Annotated in this window: 5 protein-coding genes; all 5 read left to right on the forward strand. The window is 54.4% G+C overall.

Features of this window, described 5'->3' with window-relative positions; all coding sequences use genetic code 11:
• The first annotated feature begins 29 nt into the window (after positions 1-29).
• The 5 genes from J2R78_RS43785 to J2R78_RS43805 all read left to right on the forward strand — a co-directional run bounded on the left by J2R78_RS43785 (position 30) and on the right by J2R78_RS43805 (position 22,591).
• The gene (locus J2R78_RS43785; protein ID WP_253610486.1) at positions 30-12,653 is read left to right on the forward strand and encodes a non-ribosomal peptide synthetase; all 12,624 of its coding nucleotides are present in this window, start codon (positions 30-32) and stop codon (positions 12,651-12,653) included.
• A 90-nt stretch (positions 12,654-12,743) separates the two neighbouring features.
• A complete protein-coding gene (locus tag J2R78_RS43790; protein ID WP_253610649.1) occupies positions 12,744-19,973 on the forward strand; it encodes a non-ribosomal peptide synthetase in 7,230 nt (2,409 codons plus the stop codon).
• A 177-nt stretch (positions 19,974-20,150) separates the two neighbouring features.
• The gene (locus J2R78_RS43795; RefSeq protein ID WP_253610485.1) at positions 20,151-20,387 is read left to right on the forward strand and encodes an MbtH family NRPS accessory protein; all 237 of its coding nucleotides are present in this window, start codon (positions 20,151-20,153) and stop codon (positions 20,385-20,387) included.
• Positions 20,388-20,509: 122 nt separating this feature from the next.
• Complete coding sequence (locus J2R78_RS43800; protein WP_253610484.1) at positions 20,510-21,739, forward strand: hydroxymethylglutaryl-CoA synthase family protein; 1,230 nt, start codon at positions 20,510-20,512, stop codon at positions 21,737-21,739.
• 90 nt (positions 21,740-21,829) lie between these two features.
• Positions 21,830-22,591 carry a thioesterase II family protein gene (locus tag J2R78_RS43805; protein WP_253610483.1) on the forward strand — a complete coding sequence of 254 codons (762 nt, stop codon included), beginning with the start codon at positions 21,830-21,832 and terminating at the stop codon, positions 22,589-22,591.
• Positions 22,592-22,738: the final 147 nt, after the last annotated feature.

Raw genomic sequence — 22,738 nt, forward strand, 5'->3', positions numbered from 1 at the left:
CAAGAAAGAATGGTACGGAGATTTGTGAGATGAACAAATTGGTAGATGTTCTCCGACCTGCGGCTGCTACAGAACAAAGTGGTCGCGGCGATCTTAAAGGCTGGCTCGATTGTTGTGCGCAACAGGTGCCGGAAGCCATCGCATTACGTTTGGTGTCGTCTGGCTCGAAGCGTCAGATATCGTATGCCGATCTCCGGCGTGACGCTCGTCAACGAACCGCTCACCTCAACGAGGTGAACCACGATGTGCGTGCGATAAGTGTTGGCGCATGCGCCGAGATCGAAACTCTCCTCGAAATTGTCGCCTGCTTTTACGCTAACATAGAGGTTCGCATTACCAATCTCGCGGAAGGCGAGGCGCGTAACTGCGTTCTGCGGTCCTGGGTGAATGGATATACGTCGGACACTGTGTGCCAGCTAAGTGACCAGCTTGCCGAAATCTTGCAGCTGCATCGCGGATCCGAGATTCTCTTCGTCGGCACACTGGATGATCCGTTCTTGATAAAGTGTCTTTTGGCAACCATCCGGAACGGAGGCACTTTGACGGTTGTCGACGATATTGATGGGGCTCGCGCCGCATCATTGGGCGCAAATGTAGAGGAGCGAATTCTGTGCGTTCCGACGCTCCGAGATCTATTGAAAGCCGCTTCGCTCATGCCTGGCGTGGCTCAAGTGCTTTCCAATTGGAGAGCGTTGGCCGTAGCGCCGCGTGAAGCTTTCACACACTTGCGAAAGGCGTGTATCGCATTCGCTGGTGTCAACGGCGACGGACAGACGCAGTTCAGTCGCTGGGAGGAGGCTCCAGATGAGAAGTACGTTCGTATTCCAAGAGGCAACCAGCCATATCAGGTGCTACGCCGAAATGGCGCCGAAGCATGGGTAGGCGCTGTCGGAGAATTGCACGCCTTTAATCCTGGATCGCCGCCGATTAGCCTTTCAATGCGAGGTAAGCGCTTGAAAGACGGTTCGGTAGCAGTGTTGAAAGAGGACCTTGCGAATCAAACGTTCGCCGATGGCTTAACAGCTTCGTCCTTACTACGGGGCGCTCTCTCCATGCCGGAGGTGCGTGATGCGGCCGTGGTGAAAAGCAGACCAAACCACGATCCCGTTCTTTTCGTCGTGCCGGCCGATGATCGCATCGATACTAAACGCTTCCAACGCGCACTCGCTCGCCTTCTCTTCAGGCAGCATTCTGTTTCAGTCTGCTTTGTTGAGCGGTTTGTCCACGATTCCACCGGTAAGCTCGATGAGCTTTGTCTCTTGGAGGCAGACAGGGCACCATTAGCGCCAGCATCTGAAACGATACCCTCGCTCGCCGTCGACAGACCTACTGAGGCTAAAACAGCGCGCAAACCATCCTTGCTGACCGGGGAGCCGTTCGAGCTTGATCGTAGAATGCCAACGACTTTGGTGGAGGCTCTGCGGGTTGCGTCGAAGCTTCCAGATCATCGAGGGCTTTGGCTCATTGATGCTGACGGTGATGCAAGCTTCCTTAGTTATTCGCAACTGTATTCGGAGGCAAAAGGGAAGGCAGCTTTATTGCAATCATTGGGCCTTAACAAAGGCGATGTCGCTATATTTCAGATCGAGGATCAGCGCGTATTCTTTATCAATTGGTGGGGATGCATACTAAGCGGAATTCGCCCGATTGTGGTTGATGTATCGGCGACCTACAGCGGCAATAGTCGTGGTAGCGAAAAGTTAATGAGCGTTTGCCGCTTATTTCCCGGCGCCGCTGTCGTCGCATCGACCAGCTTAGCTCCGAAGCTCGCGACCTTACTCGGTGAAAACAAACTTCAGAACCGGATGCATAACGCAGAAGTAAGGGCAGATCTGGATGATCCAAGCCTTCCACAACTGGCGCCCACAGATGTCGCATTCGTACAATTGACTTCGGGTAGCACTGGAACACCAAAATGCGTTATCGAAACACACCAGAATATCATCTGCCACATCCAATCAACAACGGTGTTCAATAAATATGGACCTGACGATGTTACGCTAAATTGGCTGCCACTGGATCATGTGGCGCCACTATTGATGTGTCACCTGAAGGACCTCTACAACGGTTGTGTACAGATACACGTCGATACGGCCAGAATCACCGCAGAGCCTCTGGCTTGGTGCGATTATATTGAGCGATTTAAGGTGACGCATACTTGGTCACCAAATTTCGGATACCGATTATTAGCAGAGCACTTGAAGAATAGCCTGGATCGGACTTGGGATCTTAGGTCCGTGCGGCATTTTGTGAATGCCGGGGAGCAGGCAACACACTCGACTATCGAAGATTTCATTGCGTCTGCTGGCCGTTTCGGGGTTACAGCGGCGGCAATCCGGCCAGCATATGGGATGGCAGAGCTAAGCACAGCCATCACCTATGGAAGCGATTGCGAGAATGTGCATTTCGTGAACGAGCGTAGTTCGCGATCGCACCTTGAGCTCGTTAGTCGCTCCGAGAGTACGGCCACCTTCGTACCGGTTGGATCCCCAATTCCGGGGGTCAGTGTGAGAATCGCAAACGACGCAGATGAAATTGTGCCTGAATGGTCGGTTGGGCAGGTTCAGGTGTCAGGGGAGGTCGTTGTTCCAGGCTATTGGAGTAACGGAGCGGTCGACCGGTCGGCTTTCACCCCTGATGGTTGGTTTCGCACCGGTGACCTCGGTTACGTGGGGCGCGGTGAGTTGGTGATCACGGGAAGACAGAAAGAAATCATCATCATACGCGGCGTGCACTATCATTGTTATGAGATGGAGGAAGCGGTCGGTAAACTGGAGTCGGTGAAGGCTGGCTTTGTCTGTTGCACGGCCGCAACGGATTCGGTTCGCGGTACAGAGGGGGTGGCTGTATTCTTCGTGCCGGAAGGGCCGCGCGAGGAGGACGAAAGAAGGGGGCGGGCGGACGTCCAGCGACTCCTTGCGAAACGGTATCATCTGAATGCTTGTCGTGTTGTAGCGCTTAGAGAACAAGACTTTCCGAAGACGACCAGTGGCAAGGTTCAGCGAGAGAGGCTGCGCAGTTCGCTAGACGTGAGCACGTTTGCAAATGCGCAAGAAGAATTACAGAGCGCGGAGAAAGCGGCTGCGTCGGCGCGCGATGTCTATGCACCTGTACTTGTACCCAAGCAGCGCACGTCATTGCCCTTTGAAATGCAATCCGTTAACGCCCTTGTTGTTGGACCTCAGGGGCTGCTCTGTCACCAGCTTATCGAGAGCTTAAGATATACAAACGCGGATGTATCGTTTGTCGAGATTCCGGATCGGCCAAAATCGCTGTCAATTCACGACTTCGAATCGCAGTTGGTCGAATTAAGTGCGACCGGACGCAAGTATTCAACAGTCTATTTCGTGGCGCCGACGCAGGCATTTTGTAGCAAGGAGCATGAAGCGAACCTATCTGCGAATTTTGCAGAAGTGTTCTCGACTCTCCTATCATTGTTTCAAGCGCTTTCCAGTCGGTCGGGCCGTGAGCTTTTTCAAAGCATTGCGACTTTGATAATTTGCTCCCACGTTCCAACTGACGATAGGGGCACTCAATTTGAGTCGCATACCGAGTGGATGTCAGGTTTCCTTCGGACCCTCACGGCTGAACTCGGCTGGTTGCAAGTCAGATCGGTCGAGGTTCGCGGGACGACAGTCGATGATGCTGCAAAGTTGAGCATCGCAGAGGCTTATGCACTTAGCAAGGACGAGCTCGTCGTCTACCGTGGGCGGCAGCGGCTCGTCCCGCTCTTGAAGCCAGTTGACCTCGACATGGAGAGTGCGACAACGCCTCTTCGAACCGGAGGAAACTATCTAATAACGGGCGGATGCTCAGGTATTGCGCGAGTCCTTGCTCGGCATCTCGCACAATCTTATCGCATCAACGTTGTTTTTGTGGGGCGGCGGCCTTTGAACGCGGCCATCACCACGGAACTGGAGTGGCTAAAGCGCATCGGCGTTCGCGCTTGTTACGCCGCGGCCGATGTCGGTAACCGCGCGTCGCTGGAAAGCGCCTTAGAAAGTGCAAAGCAGGCAGGAATTGCCTCGTTAGACGGTGCGTTTCACCTTGCTAGCGTATTCGAGCAAAAGTCATTTCAGGAGGAATCATGGGACGCGGCTCAAGGAGCGTATGCTTCGAAGGTGCTGGGAACTGTGACCATTGCGCAATTCTTGCGCTCGAAGAATCCGCAGGCGCTATTGGTGCTTTTCTCCTCAGTTAACAGTTACTTTGGAGGCCTTGATGCAGCGGTCTACTCTGCGGTTTGCGGGTTCCAGGCAGAATATGCCCGAAAGCGGTCGCAACATGGGAGCCTTGATGTTCGGTGTTTGGCATGGACGCCATGGCACGGCATCGGATCGGCGAAGGGGTTCACTGCAGATCAACTGTCACTGATTGAAGGTAAGGGATTTGATGTCCTAGGCGCTGCTGAGGCGCTGGTTTCGCTCGAAGAAGCTCTTTGCGGCTCCGCGCCGACGCTATTCGTCGGGTTAAACAAATCCAAACAGACCATCGCACAGCATGTGTATGGTACGGATACGGTTCTCCTGGATGCGGCTAGCGCGCCTGCAATTGAGATCGTACGCAGCGAAGCTGCTCAGAGCCAGGACGAGATGCAAACGGGCATTGGTCCCGATGCCGCTATCTTACGAACCCTGCGCGACACTTGGGAGAGCATTTTAGGGGCGACGGACCTCGCGGCTGAGGACAATTTTTTCGAACGAGGGGGCAATTCGCTCCTAGCGAGCAGGCTCGTCGCCGAGGTGAGCAAGCAGTTTGGTGTAAAGGTGCCGCTGAGGCAGCTTTTCGCGACGCCGACTATAACCTCTCTGGCCGCACATTTGACCGAGTGTACTCGATCCACCGATCGGGAAAGTGCCGCGGAAACAGGTCAAGCTTGGCCGAGCATAATCCATGAGCCAGGAAAGCGCTTTGAACCGTTTGCGCTCAACGAAATTCAACAAATCTATTGGATCGGTCGGGATAGTGCGTTCGAACTGGGCAATACGAGTGCCCATGTGTACCTGGAGTTAGCTGTCGGGCAACTAGACGTAGGGCGCCTATCGCGCGCCATTGCTCAAATAGTAGAACGGCACGACATGTTGCGTGCTGTCGTTCTTGAGACAGGCCAACAGCAGGTGCTCCGTGACGTTCCCCCGTTCCGAGTGTCCGAAAGAGATCTTCGGTGGATGTCACCTTCGCAAGTTGAGAGCGCACTCGGCGCGGTGCGAAGGGAAATGTCACATCATGTCTTTGATACGGGGAAATGGCCCCTTTTTGATGTTCGCTTGAGTATTTGCAGCGCATCGCGCGGTATTCTGCATTTTGGCTTTGACGTGATCATCGCAGATGCAGCCAGTCTGCTAATTTTTGCGCGGGAGCTTGTGACGCTCTATGCCACGCCCGAAGCGAAATTGCCGACTATTGGTTTGTCCTTCAAGGACTACCTGTCGACGCTTGACGCTTTCCGACGCGGCCAGCAGTATGCAAAGGCCTGGGAATACTGGAGCAATCGTCTTCCGAATTTACCAACCGCTCCACAATTGCCGCTCGCCAAAGATCCGCAAAATATTGGCGCTCCGAAGTTCACTCGACTGACCGAGTCGTTGACGGAGAAGGAGACCGAGAACTGGCAGGAATGGTGCGGTCGCCGGAACCTTACGCTGTCGGCCGGCTTTCTAACGGCTTTTGCAGAAGTCCTTCAGCTTTGGTGTAAAAGTGAGTCGTTCTGCCTGAACTTGACCACCTTCAATCGTCTTCCGCTTCACCCGGACGTCGATAAGCTCGTAGGTGACTTCACCACGTTGACGCCAACGCAGATTGCTCCGAGAGGTGACCGCACTTTTAGCGACCATGCATCCGAAGTTCAGGCGCAACTGTGGAGTGACCTGGACAACTCAATTGTTGGCACGCGTGTGCTGAGAGAGATAGCTGCGAAGCGTGCGAATAAAACATCGGCTCCGTTGCCCGTGGTGTTTACGAGCACATTACCGATGACCACAAATGCGCAGGGCATTTTGGGTGAATTCGGTGCCATCGAATATATGATCACCCAGACGCCCCAAGTGTGGCTCGATCACCAGGTATTTTGGGACGAGAAGCGGATTGGCTTTAATTGGGACTTCGTCGAGGAGTTGTTCCCAATCGGGATGATTGAGACGATCTTTAGCGCATATCTCGAGTATGTTCGATCACTCGCCGCGGACGAAGGATCGTGGTCCAAGGCCAAGCCGTTTGAGGCCCTCTCATGCATAAGACAGCGCGATAATTTGCTAAGGGGCACTTGTTTGCCTTCGTCGCCGCCAAAAGAGTGTTTGCACTCGCGTTTCCTACAGTGGGCAGCCTCTAGGCCCGATCGGGAAGCGGTTGTCACCTCCAGCCATACCATTTCCTACGGCGTGCTTGAGTACGCCTCGCGCATCTTGAGTCGCAGGCTACAGGCAATCGGGATCGGTTCTGGAGGTCTCGTTGCAATAGCGATGGAGAAGGGATGGGAGCAGGTTGTTGCAGCACTCGCGGTACTGCGAGCGGGCGCCGCATACGTTCCGATAGACGCCGCTGCTCCCGTGAAACGCGCACGTAAAATGCTAGAGATCTCCGGCGCGAGCTGTGTGCTGAAGACCGCAACTGATATGGGGATCGGTGATGTTATGATCCCCACTCTCGCGGTGACGGAAGAGTTACTAAACCTGTCCGAGGCCGGTACTCTGGTTCATGCGCACGAAACGCTGAACGGTTCAACGAATTTGGCCTATGTCATCTTCACATCGGGCTCAACGGGGGAGCCAAAAGGCGTAGCGATTACCCATGGTGCGGCGCTTAACACTATAGACGACATCAATCGACGGTTCGGAGTGAACTGCGACGACGCTCTATTTGGATTGTCATCACTGACGTTCGACCTATCAGTGTACGACATCTTTGGTGCTCTGTCGGCGGGAGCCAAGCTCGTGCTGCCAGACGCTCAAGGGCTCATGGACCCAGGGCATTGGATGTCCATGATGAAAACGCACAGCGTAACCGTATGGAACTCCGTACCAGCCCTGATGCATTTGATGGTCGACTTTAGCGAGCGCACAGGCGTTGGCAGAGGCGACTTTCATACACTTCGGTTGGCGCTCATCAGTGGCGACTGGATCCCGCTCAATCTTGCGGAACGTATCCGGCGCCAGTACGGCCAACGAACGAGAGTTATCGGCCTGGGCGGAGCCACAGAAGCGTCAATTTGGTCTAATTTTCACGAAATCGAAGAAGTAGATCCAAGATGGGCGAGCATCCCATACGGCAAGGCATTAGCGAACCAAAGTATCTTCGTGCTTGATGAAGCTCTTCAGCCCGGCCTTATTGGACAGCAAGGAAACATCTACATCGGCGGAGTCGGGCTGGCGGACGGGTATTGGAAGGATCCACAGCGCACCGCAGCCAGTTTTACTGAACACCCAAGCACTGGAGCTCGTCTCTACGCAACCGGTGACCTTGGGAGATTCATGCCGGACGGGAGCATCGAGTTTCTCGGTCGTCAAGACAACCAGGTGAAGATCCGCGGATACCGCGTGGAGCTCGGAGAGATCGAAGCAGCCATCGTAAGCGTCTCAGGTGCTGCGGCGGCCGTCGTAAACTTGGCGGAGTACAATGGTAAGACGGCGCTAGCCGGTTACCTTACTACTCCGTCAAAAATGACCGATAAAGCGAAGATACTGGAAGGGCTCAGGGCGCTACTGCCGGCGTACATGGTGCCGGACGTATTGATATGGATTGAGAGCGTGCCACTTACTGCAAACGGAAAAGTGGACCGTCGAGCGTTGCCCGTGATCGATATGGAGAGAGACGCTCGATCTGTGAGCGGGCTGCCTTCGATCGATTCGTTCTCACAAGAGGTTACTCACCTCGTCTCCCAGGCAATCGGCGTAGCTAATCTTGCAGCGCGCGATAATCTTCTAGAGGTTGGAGCAAACTCAATAGACTTGGTTCGAGCGCTTACAGCACTTCAGGCTCGCTTTGGTTTTCGAATTTCGACAGGCGAGGTTTATCGTAACCCAACTATCGACCACATCGTTGCGCTCATCAGGACCCGCGCTGTCGCAACGAAGGCCGGTAGCATGAGCTCCCGCGGCGGAGATCTTCAGTTGGTCTCACGTGAATCGCTGATGCCGCTTTCATTTGGGCAGGAGCGGATCTGGTACATGCAACACAAAGCGCCGGATATCGTCGCTTACAACGAGGCGGGAGGCGTAAGACTCAAAGGCCACATCGATCCTACACTGCTTCGTGACTCGCTCAGCTACGTGTTTCAACGACATGAAGCGTTTCGTACTCTGTTCGTAGTCGATGGCGATGATGTCTATCAGAAAATTCTATTGGCCGCGCGAGTGGACCTCAGTATTACCGATCTTTCGCATGTCGAAGCAACGCAGCGCTCCTTGCATCTTCGTGAGTTCGTAAGGTCTGCCGTCCGACAAAAGTTCGACTTAACAAAGAGCCCGCCAATAAAGGTTCACCTTATAAAGGTGCAATCGAATGAGCATATTCTATTGGCGGTGATCCATCATATCATCGCGGACGGGTGGTCAGTTGGAATACTAGTGAAAGACTTGGTTCACGTTTACACCAAGTATGCTCGAAATGAGCAACCAACACTCACTGTCCTGCCGTTACAGTATTGCGACTACGCGACCTGGCAACGGAAGTATTTTGGGGAAAATGCCCATCAAGAGTCGCTTTCCCATTGGGAGCGGACGCTGAGAGGAATGCCGATCCTCAAGCTGCCGCTGGATTCGCCGCGTCCGCGAACTCGTAGCTACAACGGGGACAAAATCGACTTTGCGATTGATGAGGAGACGACTGCGCTTTTGCGTAAAGCCTCCGCCAGGCACGGAGTGTCTCTATTCGTCAGCTTGATCACAGTCTATGCAACGCTGCTAGCAAGGTTCTCTGGTCAAGAAGACTTCGGCATTGGAACCATCGTCGCCGGAAGGGATCGTCCAGAATTCATGGACGTAGTTGGCTGCTTTGTTAACGCTTTGACATTGCGCGCGGACTTCGCTGGCGCGCCTACGCTTGGGCAGATGCTCTCGCGAATGAAGCAAGTCTGCGTCGATGCGTTTGCAAATCAGGAAGTGCCTTTTGAAAAGGTCGTTGAAGTGTGTGCCGGTAATCGCGACGCCGGTATTGATCCGCTTTGGCAAGCGATGTTCATATTGCATGTGCCGCAGGAGACGTTGTCCCTGCCCGGTCTAGAGGTCGAGCCATTCGATCTGGAGGTGGTGAATGCGAAGTTCGACCTCAAACTAGACATATATGAGGACGGTAAGGCGTTACGCGGATCGTTCATATCGAATAAGGATATTTTGCGCCGCGAGAGCCTCGAGCAGTTCGTCGAGGCCTGGCTTGCTCTCATAAACCACTGGCCTCATACATCGGATGATGCGCCCGTGGCCCAGATTCCACTTGTCTCGGTCAAAAGCCCGGCCAGTGCCGACCCGGCGACTGATACCGAGACGGTCGTTGATAACGTCTATAGCCGGTTCGAGTCGTGCGCACGCAAGTACCCTGAACGTATAGCGGTTTTGACCGGTGCCACCCGTTGGAAATATTCTCAATTGAACCGGCGCGTGGATGCTATTGCCGGTGCATTGGCGCGCTTAGCCGTGACGGACGGCGACATTGTCGCGATTTGTATGGAGAACCCAGTCGAATTCGTCGCTACTATACTCGCTGCAATGAAGCTCGGATGTGCCTATCTGCCGCTCGATGCCAAATGCCCACCCGTCAGAGTTTTGGATCAATTGAAGAGATCGCGTGCCGCCTTACTCGTCGGGGACAGTCGCATAATCTCCAGCTTGGTCGATGTCCCGGTTCGCACGGTTGCACTTGAGGATGTGGAACGTGGCGCAACGACAGCCAATGACAAGGTGCATCTGCCCCGCCTGACCGCTGACGCAACAGCTTATGTCGTATTCACGTCTGGCTCCACAGGAAACCCAAAGGGCGTCGCAATTAGTCATGCGCAGCTTCTAAACTACGTCGATGGCGTGATGCCGCGGCTCGGGTTGCCGGATGGAGCTTCGATGGCTCTGGCGTCAACTTTGGCCGCGGACTTGGGGCATACTTGCACATTTGGTGCATTAACGACCGGCCGCTGCCTTAACATTGTACCCGCTCACACCGCACTCGATCCGAATGCTATGGCGGCATACATGCGGCACACGCAGCCTGAGTTTTTCAAGGTAGTACCGTCGCACCTGGCGATGCTACTGGAGGCTGAGGTTTCAGCGGACGTTCTGCCGACGTCCTGCCTCATGCTCGCGGGCGAGCAGCTTACAACGTCGTTAGCCCAACGAGTGCACGAACTCTCAGCAGGACTACGAATTATCAATTCTTACGGTCCGTCAGAAACGACCTGCGGGCCCTTCATCCATGAATTCGATCCAAGCCGTGCATACTCCGCTGCTTCTGTGCCTATCGGTCTGCCGCTCCCCAACATGGACGGGGTGGTCTGCGACGAGGACGGTCGCCGCGTGCCAGACAACGTTGTGGGTGAATTGCACATTGGCGGCGTTGGAGTGTGTAGCGGATATCTTGAGGACGAAGAAGCTACATCGGCTGCTTTTATTCGTCATGCGGTTCGAGGATTTGTATACCGAACTGGAGATCGAGTCCGGCGTCGAACGAATGGTGAGCTCGAGTTCATTGGCCGTGTCGATAATCAGATTAAAGTCAGGGGTTATCGAGTCGAACTCGAAGAAATCGAGCGGGTGGCCGCCACCTATTTGCGCGATCGGCCTTGCGCGGCGTGCTACGACCACGAAAGAAGCGAGCTGGGAATTTTCATCGCGTGCAGTCCTGAGGATCTTAATACTGCCGAGTTCGCTGAATACTTGGAGCGATCTCTTCCAAGCTATATGCAGCCATCCCTGCTGGGTTATACGTCTCGGCTACCCGCGACGCTGGGAGGGAAGTTGGATCGCCAAGCATTGAGCCGGTCTATGGGTCGGCTTTCGTCGTGGCGAAATGATATTGCATCGACGGAAGCCCGTCCCCAATCTGCATTGCAGCGAACAGTGCACGACGTCTTCTGCGAAGTTCTAAAGGTCCCTCAGGTTGATGTGAACGCGACGTTCTTCTCTCTCGGGGGGCACTCGCTGCTTGCCGTAAAGGTCGTTAACGCTCTTAGGGAGCGTCTCCGTGTACAGCTTCCCCTTAGTGAACTCTTCGAACATCCGACAGTTCTCGGACTGTCCACTGCTTTGGAGCGTCAACAGGCGGATCAAGAAGCAAGCCGCGGTTTAGAACTTAGATCGATACCAAGGAACGGGAATATTCCGCTGTCGTTGGCGCAAGAAAGGTTGTGGCGCATCAATCAGTCCCCACATCAAGCAGCCATCCTAAACACTGCTGGAGGGCTGCGAATTCGAGGGGCGCTGAATGTCGATGCCCTACAAGAGAGTTTCCGCCTTCTGATCGACCGACATGAGGCGTTTCGCACATCGTTTGTTCGAGCCGACAAGGCGCCCGTTGCAAATCTTGTGACGCGTGTCGCTTGGTCGATGATATCGCGCGACCTGTCGCAGCTAAGCAAACTAGAGCAGGCGTCAGAGGTCGAAAAGACGTGGTTGGAGCAGGTGAATTTCTCCTTCGATCTACGGCAGGCGCCTCTACTACGAGCCGTGCTTCTAAGGGCTGCAGCAACCGAGCACGTCTTAATCTTATCGATGAATCACATCATAACAGATGCCGTATCGATGGACATTTTTCTGCGCGAGTTGGCCGTAGTCTATAGTGCTTTGCGCGACAAGCGCTCACCGAGCCTGCCGACCTTGCGTTTTCAGTATGCAGACTTCGCTGCGGCGCAGCGCAGCGAGACTGCGCAGCAGCGGCTAGCGAAACAGCGCGCGTACTGGCTGAGAGAGCTCAAGGGTTGGGAGTACATCGATCTCTTTGCCGACCGAAAGCAACCTGATCGCCTGAATCATGCAGGCGCGCATGTTAGGAGTTTCATTGATGGCTCGACGACGGCCTTGATTAGGATGTTTGCCCAAAATGAAGGATTGACGGAGGCTATGGTACTGCTGGCAGCTTTCGTTGTACTGTTGTATCGGCACAGCGGGCAGGCGGATATCGTCACCGGCGTGCCGTACAGCGTGCGAGGCAGCGACGAGCTCGATAATATCGTCGGCTATTTTATTAATCCGCTGTCAATTCGCATCGCGCTGGGGGAGACGCTGACGTGTGGCGAGCTTCTCCATCAGGTGAAGCGAAAAGTCTTGGCGGCGCAGGCGCACGCGGAGCTACCCTTCGACAGCGTTGTCGAGGCGGTGACAGAACAGAGGCTTCCAGACAGGCAGCCGGTCTTCCAAGTTGTGTTTAACTATCTGAAACGTCATCGCCTATTGGAGTTGCCGGACCTGGAGATCGAGCTTCTCGATTTCCAGCGCGGTGTATCGCCGTACGAGCTAACTCTGCATCTGGTAAGCGGCGCTAGTGAGATCGATTGTCGCTTGGAGTACAGCGCCGAGTTGTTTTTTGGTACCACAGCTGAGGCGATGATGACCGACTATGTCGACGGACTTCGACGTATCATGTCAAATCCGGAGGCGGAGCTGATGGACGTAATTTCGCCGAGCGATCGGCTGTTACGTGGCGAGCTAGCCGGTATCGAGCAGGCTGCTGTTTGAGGGCTGGATGGTGACATCGTGTCGGTCGACGATACGATGTCACCATTGGCAAGTGCTGGGTTGCGTACGTATAGCTGGGGAGAATTCACTATGTCGATCGAGACCCTTTCAGTGCGGGAAAGGAACAACCTTGTTCGACGCTTGCGGAGACAATCCACTGTACCAGCTGGCGATTCCGGGCAACGCACCGCGTCGGTGAATGGTAATATCACCCGCGCTCAATCTGACATATGGCTTGCCAGCAAGATCAATCCCGATGTGCCCTTGTGGTGGCTTCCGACGATTTGCAATATATTCGTCCCGATAGACGTGGGGATGTTTCGGATCTGTCTCCGGACGCTTGCGCAGTCGCGGGAAGCGCTACGTAGTCACGTGCAAGAGAAGCACGGCGCAACGCGACTGGAGTGCTCAGACACGTTGGCGCCCGAAATCGATTTCATAGATTTTTCTACCGCTGCCGATGCAACTCGCGAATTCCAAGCGTGGTTGCAGGCCCGCAAAAGCGGGCCGCCAGAGCCAACGGTACGTTTGTTCGACACTGCGCTGCTTAAGCTCAGTGATGCGCACTACGTGTGGTTTCTCAACGTGCACCACCTCGTGGCGGATGGATGGTCATTGCAGCTATTGATCGCGGACATGGCGGATGCGTATGGCCAGGCAGCTGGAGGTGTAGAGCAGATCGTTGTGCGTCCTCGCCCACGTTATGATGATCTCGCCGGTTTGACCAAATCCGATTCAGAACGTCGCAACATGGCATATTGGGAGCGAGTGGGTCGGGACGAATATACGGCGTTCAACTTCTTCGGCGGCGAATCTCCGACTTTCTCTCGAGCTGCTGCTGTTCGGCGTGTCAGCCAAGACCTTCCTCATGACGTAGTGCAACTCGCGCGGCGTTGGATCGACGATCGTTCGACTGAGTGTCGTGTTCGATTCTCCATTCTTGACGCCGCTTTGAGTGCGTTGGGCATTTATCTAAGCAAAGCTGGAGGATGCGAGAGAGTATCCGTCGGAGTGCCCTTGCACAACCGAACAGCGCGCGGGATGCGTGAGGTAATCGGTCCTTTTGCGGACGTCTATCCAGTTCGATTCTCTTTGACGCCAGATGATAATGCAGAGGCAGTACTGCAACGCGTGCGCCTAGCTCTCGAAGAAACCTATGCTCACGTGCCATCTCCAATCCCCCGCACGCCTGACAGTCGCCTATACGATTGTGAGCTGAACTACATCTCGTACGAGCCTGTCTCGTTTTGCGGCAAACCGGCGCAACTCGAGACCGTTCATCCCGGTCATTCAGTTCAGCCGCTGGTAATCCAAATAATTGCGCATCGGAGTATCGGGCAGTTCACGCTAAATCTTGATTGTCGTGTGGATTATTTTAGCGAAAGCCAGCAAATGGAGACACTTCAGTGTCTCACCCGCATTGTCGCTTCGTTACTAGAGAGTCCTAAGGCACCTATTGGATCTTACGACATCGTCAGCTCCTCTCAGCAAGCGCAAATTCGCGCCTGGAACGATACTCAGCGTTCTTCTGAATCGTATCGCCCAGTGACGGCCGATATCGATGTTTGGTCGGAGACCTCTCCGCAGAACGTCGCGCTGCAGACCGATGGCGAGGCGGTCACCTATTTTGAGCTGCGCCGCCGGAGTGACGCGATTGTGGAGGCGCTAAAACGAGAAGGCGTAGCACCCCAGGAGATCGTTGGGGTGTGTTTCGAACGATCCGTCGAAATGGTGATTAGCATCGTTGCGGTTCTTAAGGCCGGTGCCGCCTATCTGCCACTGGATCCGAGCCTGCCGACTGACCGCCTCAAGTACATGGTGGAGGATGCTGGCGCGCGAATTGTGCTAACGACGCGAACGCTGCGCGAGGCTGTAGGGGAAATTGCGCCAGAGCAGATCCGGGTGGTGGATCATTGGTGGGCGGGAGAGGAATGCTCGACGCCGTCGCAGGCGATTGATCCGAAGCAGGGTGCTTATCTTATCTACACGTCAGGCTCCACGGGACAGCCCAAAGGCGTGCTCGTAGAACATGCAGGACTCTTCAACCGGCTGGACTGGATGCGAAGACAATATTCGCTGGGGCCCGAGGATTGCTTTCTGCAAAAGACGCCGTTTGGGTTCGATGTCTCGGTGTGGGAGCTGCTACTGCCGTTAATGTGCGGCGCCCGGATGGTGATTGCGAAGCCAGGTGGGCACCGCGATCCCCAGTATCTCGCGCAGACGATTGAACAGTATGGTGTCACGGCCCTGCATTTTGTGCCTCCAATGCTGCGTGAGTTCCTCAAGTCGAATGGCGTCCATGCATTTCCGGCGCTTAGGCACGTGTTCTGCAGCGGAGATGTGCTCGCAGCAGAGACGATGGCGCATTTTCAAGCCGCGTTCGGCTCTTCGGTTCGCTTACATAACCTCTATGGCCCGACAGAGGCGAGCATTGATGTAACGGCTTGGGAGTGCACTCCTTTAGGCGGCGGAACCTCCGTTCCCATCGGAAGGCCAATTGACAACACGTGCACGTACATTCTCGATCAATCGATGAGCCTACTCCCGGTCGGTATTATCGGGGAGCTTTATCTGGGGGGGATCGGTTTGGCGCGTGGTTACCTTAGGAAACCCGCGCTCACCGCTGCCAGTTTTCTGCCGAACCCGTTTAGTGGCAACGGTGATCGGCTCTATCGCACCGGGGATCTAGCGCGCTACCTTCCGGACGGAAACATCGAATTTGTCGGTAGGAGAGATCATCAAGTTAAGGTGCGTGGCAATCGCATCGAACTAAGTGAAATCGAGCAAGCGCTTGTTGCACATCCGTCGGTCCGGCAGGTCGTTGTTCTAGCGCGCCGGGACGAAGTGCAGGATCAATGCATCTGGGCCTATGTCGTCAAGGATGAGGGTAACGATACGTCCGCTGCGACACTCAAGCACTACATACGGACGAGGCTGCCAGACTACATGTTGCCGGCACAATATGCATTTCTATCTGAGATTCCTTTGACGCATAATGGGAAAGTCGACAGGAAGGCGCTACTTGGTCTTTCCGCATCGGGCACACCTGAGGAAAAGGCAGCCTATGAAGCGCCCGTAACGGCGACAGAGACCTTTCTATGTTATGCATGGGAGCAGGTTCTCGGCCGTCGGCCAATTGGGATAACAGAGAACTTCTTCGACATTGGAGGGCATTCTCTACTAGTTAATGATGTGTTTGCGCGAATCCAGGACAGGTATGGATCGGCGCTTTCATTCGCAGAATTGTTTCAGAATCCAAGGATTGCGCAACTTGCGGCGCTCATTGAACAGCGATCAGGTCCATCTGATCCAAGCGAAGCGTTCGAGATTCGGCCTGTCTCCAGACAGCTGCCGATGCCGCTTTCCCAAACGCAGGAGCGCTTCTGGTATCTGAGCCAATTTGAAGACGTGCGTGCGCTCTACAACATGACCAGCACGATTCTGCTGCGCGGAAAGGTAGACGCGAGCGCATTGCGCGAGGCCGTTCGCTTTATTCAAGTTAAGCACGAGATTCTTCGGGCCAATTTTCTTATGGAGGATGGTCGCCAAAGAGTCGCTATTAGCGAGAAGCCGCGCTGCGACCTGGAAGTGATCGCACGTTCTCTAGAAAATAATGAGGCGCTGGAGGAAAACGCTGCGAGGAACCTTGCGCAAAGCTTATCCGAACGAGCGTTCGATCTGGCGACGGATCCGCTCCTTCGCTGCGTCTTGATCCATACCATCGACGGAAAGTCGCTCCTGGTGATTTCCACCCATCACATCGTCGCGGATGGCTGGTCGATGATGATACTCTTTCGAGATTTGGTGGAGGCCTACAACTCAATCGTCCGACAAAGCGTACCAACCGCACCCGCAAAGCCGTCTTTGCAGTACCTCGACTTCGCTCACTGGCAGGCTCGTTGGATGGGCTCATCAGAGGCGGTTGCCGAGCGAGACTACTGGAAGAAGCGGCTCGCCGGTGTCGAGATCGCCGAGTTCCCGCGTGATAAACCGCGGCCGCCGATTCAGACGCATCGTGGGGCGATCCTCGAGTTTTCGATCCCGGCAGACGTTATCGACGGACTACGGCAGACTGCGGAAATCTGCGGAGCCAGCCTTTTCACTGTCTTCGTGACGGCGCTAATCGTTCTGCTGTCAAAATATACCGGAAAGCGGGACGTAACCCTCGGAACGGTTGTTTCGGGCAGGCACTCTAAGACCTTAGAGTCAATGGTTGGCCCCCTTGTTAACACCCTGGTTGTTCGCAGCACGTGGAGTTTCGGCACCAATGTTGGCGAACTAGTGCGTTCAGTTAAACGGGATGTGCTCGAAGCCTTTGCCAGTCAGTCATTGCCATTTGAGAAAGTAGTTGAGGCGTGTGGGATACGGCCGGACAGCGCACGCACTCCGCTTTTCCAGACCATGTTTGCTTATCAGGACATACAAAATGAACTGATACAGGTCGACAATGTAAGCGCTGAGTTCTTGCACCCCGAGCAGCGAATTGCATTATTCGACATGACTTTCCAAATATTCCCGGACGAGCGGCACTTCTCGGGAAACATGATCTACAATTCCGATTTATTTGATGAGGCTACAGCTCTCCAAATAAGGAATAGCTGGCTGAATATTCTGGACGCGCTGGGAGCGTCGAGCGAATCAAGCGTTGATCAAATAGAAATTGTTGAGAAGCCATTCGTCGAGGCTGCCACCATTAATGGCAGCAATGTAGAGCAGGGCCGGGCGGATTATCGCGATCCTGTAGCTATGTTCCGTGAGGCGACAGCCCTCTATCCGCGTGCGCTTTCAATTGTGCACGGTGAGGAGAAGCTTACATATTCAGATCTGAATGAGCGCTCGGACCGATTAGCGTCACATCTGTTGGCAGTGCTGGGTACTCGCCCCGGTGACAGGGTCGCAATATGTTGCGAGCGATCCATCGGATTCATGGTGGCTGTTCTAGGTGTTCTCAAAGCGGGCGCTGTGTATGTGCCTGTCGATCCGTCTCTTCCCGAAGAGCGCATTAGCTATATCTTGTCTGATTCAAGCTCGGCCGCTGTGATTGCTGTCTCCAAATACGAACAAAGAGTGAGCAGCGGAGGAGTGCCTATCGTAAATTTGGATGCACTTGATTTGGAGTCGTCAATTGTCGATTGTAAGATGCTGCCATTGCCAGCTTCACCCGACGACCTTTGCTATATCGTTTACACGTCTGGATCGACGGGGTATCCGAAGGGAGTGATGGTCTCGCATGGTGGACTCGCGAATCTTATCGCGTGGTTTCAAGGTGCGTTCGACATTACGCAGGCTGACATTGCAACCCAGGTTCTCTCGGCTTCGTTTGATGGCTTCGTTTTGGAGACATGGCCGTACCTCACAAAGGGAGGTTGCATTCACATCGTTGGTCGTGAAGTTCTTCTCGATCGGGAAAACTTTAGGGACTATTTGTCGGCCAATCGAGTATCTATCGCGTTCCTGCCGACAGCACTCGTTAGCCATTTTATGGCGCTTCCATGGAAGCAGCCGCATTTCCTGCGTGCGATTCTCACGGGAGGAGACCGACTCATCCTTACAGGTGCGGAGAGAGCCGATATCCCGCTCTTTAATCTCTATGGTCCCACCGAAGGTACAGTTGTTGCCACCTACGGGCGTGTTGCGCCCGGCCGAGGGTCGCCTTCGATAGGCCGCCCGATTGCCAACACTGAAATCTATATTCTCGACGAAGAGCTAAGGCGAGTTCCTGCCGGGGCTCTCGGAGAGATTTATATCGGCGGTGCAGGCGTAGCTAGAGGTTACGCTGGTAGAGCCGCATTGACTGCCGCGTCGTTCATTCCAAATCCCTTTGTTACAACTCCCGGAGCAAGGATTTACAGAACTGGAGATATTGCTCGACACGCTGAGGATGGTTCGATCGCCTTCGTCTCTCGGCGAGACGACCAGATCAGCATTAACGGATACAGGGTCGAGATTCAGGAAATTGAGAGTCGCATAGCGATGTTGCGCGAGGTGCGACAGATCCTGGTGTTGTACCGCCACGCGGGTTCCTCCCAGGGGCAATTGGTCGGATTCTATAGTTGCCACGATGGCGAGCAAATAGCTCCGTCGTCCGTCATATCCTTTGCTGCTGAATTCCTTCCCGACTACATGGTACCACGTAAGCTCGTTTGCCTGCCTGAGTTGCCGCTTACTGCGAGCGGCAAGTACGACGTAACCTCGCTTATGAAGCAATTGGACGAAATTCGAAACGAATCGAGTTCAGTGCAACCTCCGTTCACCGATGACGAGCTGTTACTCGCGACAATGTGGGAAGAGGTACTTAGTGTCAGCCATGTCGGCGTTCATGACGACTTCTACCTCCTTGGCGGAACGTCGATGTCGCTCATCGCTTTGCAGAACAAAGTCAAGAGCCGTACGGGGCTGCACCTGCCCCTTCCGGCTTTGATGAGAGCAACCACGATTAGGCAGCAAGCGCTGTTGTGGAAGGATTCTAGAGCGAAAAGCAGCGCGGCCTCATCTCTCGTTCTTCTCAGTGATGAAGGTGACCGTGGAACGCCAATCGTCCTCGTACATCCACCCGGGGGTGACGTTGCCTGCTATCGGGAATTAGCCGCGCTGTTAGGTGTGGACCGGAAAATCTGGGCAATCCAGGACGTTAGGCAATACAGCACAAACATCGTCGCGCTCCGAACTGAGGAGTGGATCGATATGTACGCGTCCGAAGTTGCGCGTCAGTTTAATGGCCCGATCGTACTTGCGGGTTGGTCGGGCGGAGGTCTGCTGTGCTGTGAATTAGCGTCAAAGCTAAGAGCGATGGGGCGAATCGTTCGCGCCATAGTCCTGCTGGATAGCCGCATCCCCATCGGACTCGCTACCGGTGACAAGATTGAAGCAGAGATTCATTATGGGACGGCATTGGCTCTCAGCATTCTCTCTGGACGCGAAGTCGAAGTGCGCTCGAAAGATGTTGTCGCCGCGATGTCAGCTTCCAAAAGACTTGAGTACGTCGCGATGCAACTGCAAAAGGCGAAGCTCACAGTAGCCGACAGCGCCGATGATATGGCAAGAAAACTGATCGACCTTTTGCGAGAGCATGTTGTCGCGATTTATGGGTTGTCCCACGGGCCGATCGAGGGGCCTGTTATTCACCTCAAAACGCTCGATCTATTGGACCCGGATATCAGCGATGACGGCCAGCAAGAGCTTTGGATACGTCGAGTGTCGGGTAACTATCGTGAAATACCAGTTTCCGGCAACCATCTGACGATGTTGCGACGGCCGAATGTAGGTCAGGTAGCGGAGAGCATCTTAACGGCGCTCGCCACCGCGGAAAATCAACCGTGAGTCAGCTTTGTCAATGCCGAGTATCATTGCGTGAACGATCCACAACAGCGGCCGTATTTAATTGGGCTTTGATGAGAGTTAGAACAATGACGTGCAAGGTTACAGAGAAGGTTTCTGAAAGGGGCGAGTTCGACTCCAGCGAACATCCGTCAGCGGACGTCCAATCAGTGGTGGCCCATGCGATATGATGATGAACAGGCTGATGCGCGCATTTACACTGTTGTGGTCAACGGGGAGGACCAGTATTCGATCTGGACATCGGATAGGCCGATCCCTGCGGGTTGGAAGGAAGTCGGACGGCAAGGTACAAAAAAGGCCTGTCTTGAGTTTATCGAGCAAGTGTGGACCGATATGCGACCGCTCAGCTTGCGCCGCTCCTCAGAAATGTCCCTAGCTTCAAAGAGCTCTGGTTAGCTGTGTCGAGCAAAAGCGTTTCACCGCGGGGCGACTTCTCAGTGTTGGACCGACGCAAGTCAGAGTCGAGCGCTCACCTCGCGCGACTGCACCTGTCCTGAGATAATGGAGAAGCAAACCTAATGCCTGTTGGTATCGAAGCAATAAGCTCGTACGCGGGGTGCGCTTACGTTGACATTGAAGAACTGTTTGTTCATCGCGGGTTAAATGTCGCCCGAATGCAAAACCTGATGATGAGCCGGAAGTCGATCCAGCTTCCGTTCGAAGACGCAATAACCAACGGTGTTAATGCGGCATGGCCGATACTCGAACAGCTTAGCCCCACTGAGCGGTCGTCAATAAACTTGGTAATTGCCGCAACCGAGTCGGGAGTGGATTTCGGCAAGTCCATCAGCAGTTATATCCATGCTGCTTTGGAGTTGAGTTCTGAGTGCCGCTACTTTGAGGTGAAGCAGGCATGTTATGGCGGTACCGCAGGTCTTCAAATGGCGATAAATGCGATCGCAGCAGATCCGTCTCCTACTTCGAAGGCGCTCGTAATTGCAACGGACGCGGCGCGCCCTCAGGAGAAAGCGAGCTACGCAGAGCCAACACAGGGGACCGGCGCGGTCGCCCTGCTCGTGAGCCGGTCGCCAAAGGTCATGACGTTTGATTGCGGCGCCAGTGGATACTGCAGCTATGAGGTAATGGATGCGTTTCGACCTACGGCTGAAATTGAGACTGGCGACCCTGATCTGTCGCTAATGTCCTATATGGACTGTTTAACCCGCTCATTTTCCAGCTATGGACGAAAGGTTCCAGACTGCGATTATCGTAGGTCCTTCGATAGCCTCGTGTTTCACACGCCCTATGCTGGAATGGTGGCTGCATGTCACAGAACTCTGATGAGAGCTTTATACCGCTGCGAGATGAACACTATAGCGGATGACTTTGGGCGACGAGTTAGGCCGTCGGTTGAATACGCTATACAGGTCGGAAATACATATTCCGCTTCGTTGTACATGGCACTGCTAAGCTTGCTCGAAAACTCTCCCACAAGCGGTCCCCATCGCGTCGGCATGTTCTCCTATGGCTCTGGTTGTTCTTCTGAATTTTTTAGCGGTACCCTCACGATTCCTGATCGAGACTCTTCACGTCCCAGATTAGGTGCACTCATCGAAAGTCGTCACAAGTTTTCGATGCAACAATACGATGAAGTCTTGAAAGACTGCCGGGGTCTGCGCTTTGGTTCAGAGAACGTCGACGTACCAGACAAGGGGTACATCGACATGTTTCGTTCGGGCACTCCACGGCCGCGGCGTTTGCGACTGGCATCTGTGCGCAATTTCCATCGCAAGTATACCTGGGACTAGTTGGCTGGACGAAGACGGCGTACGTGGGAGGTTGGGATGCTCGGAAGCGGATCGTGGATTCAGTCAGTCGGGCGTAGCGGGACGCCCGACATGAGACTTGTTTGTTTTCCGTATGCGGGCGGCAGTTCGGGTGCATTTAAAGGATGGGCTGCGCACTTAGACAATGTCGAAGTGCTTGCAGTGCAGCTCCCTGGACGAAGTGAGCGGATCGGTGAGCCAGCGTGCACTCGCATGGACGTCGTGCTCCAGCAACTCAAGTCGGAACTAGCGTACTCACACAGCTTACCTACTGTATACTATGGTCATAGTATGGGGGCCGTCATCGCATTCGAACTCGCGCTGATCGTTGATGCTAGCGTGCGACCGACTGCACTTGTCCTTTCTGGACGTACGGCGCCGTCGTCCAAGCGCCCCCGACAGATGCATGATCTACCGCAACACGAGCTTTTCAGCTCGGTAAGAACGTTTGGAGGCATGCCGGACGCTGTGTTCGAGTCAGCCGATCTTATGCAGATGTTAGAGACGGTTTTGCGAGCTGACTTCAAACTACTGGAGACGTGGAAGGAGTCAGCAGGGCGACGTATTGATATCCCGCTCCTTTGCGCAGCCGGATCAGCGGATTTGGTCGCGTGTGTCAATGATGTAGGCCGCTGGCGGCAGCATGCAGCGGCGGACTTTCAGTTGCGTGTCTTCGACGGCGATCACTTCTTTATCCAAAAATCAGAAATCGAGTTCGTACGTCACTTGAATCGCGACCTTCAATACCTACGAGAGCGTCGCCAGCGCGAAATGAAAGCAGGCGAACAGCGTCACGTCGCCATCCAAGCGAACCATATCTACCAGGGGAGCTGAGATCGTGAGTGACGGCTGGAAGGACTTAGACCGGACAAGGCAGACTGTTCAACTTCTGGGAAAGGACGGTCGTACGAAGCGTTATCGACTCTAATGCAACATCAGCTGAACTCCCTGTATTGGGGCAACCGATTAACGCGCACGGAG

Origin of the sequence: Bradyrhizobium sp. USDA 4538 (assembly GCF_024171045.1) — a bacterium.
Taxonomy (GTDB): domain Bacteria; phylum Pseudomonadota; class Alphaproteobacteria; order Rhizobiales; family Xanthobacteraceae; genus Bradyrhizobium; species Bradyrhizobium australafricanum.

Coding starts and splice junctions, on each gene's coding strand:
- J2R78_RS43785 (WP_253610486.1), top strand. CDS start 30: ATGAACAAATTGGTAGATGTTCTCCGACCTGCGGCTGCTACAGAACAA.
- J2R78_RS43790 (WP_253610649.1), top strand. CDS start 12,744: ATGTCGATCGAGACCCTTTCAGTGCGGGAAAGGAACAACCTTGTTCGA.
- J2R78_RS43795 (WP_253610485.1), top strand. CDS start 20,151: ATGCGATATGATGATGAACAGGCTGATGCGCGCATTTACACTGTTGTG.
- J2R78_RS43800 (WP_253610484.1), top strand. CDS start 20,510: ATGCCTGTTGGTATCGAAGCAATAAGCTCGTACGCGGGGTGCGCTTAC.
- J2R78_RS43805 (WP_253610483.1), top strand. CDS start 21,830: ATGAGACTTGTTTGTTTTCCGTATGCGGGCGGCAGTTCGGGTGCATTT.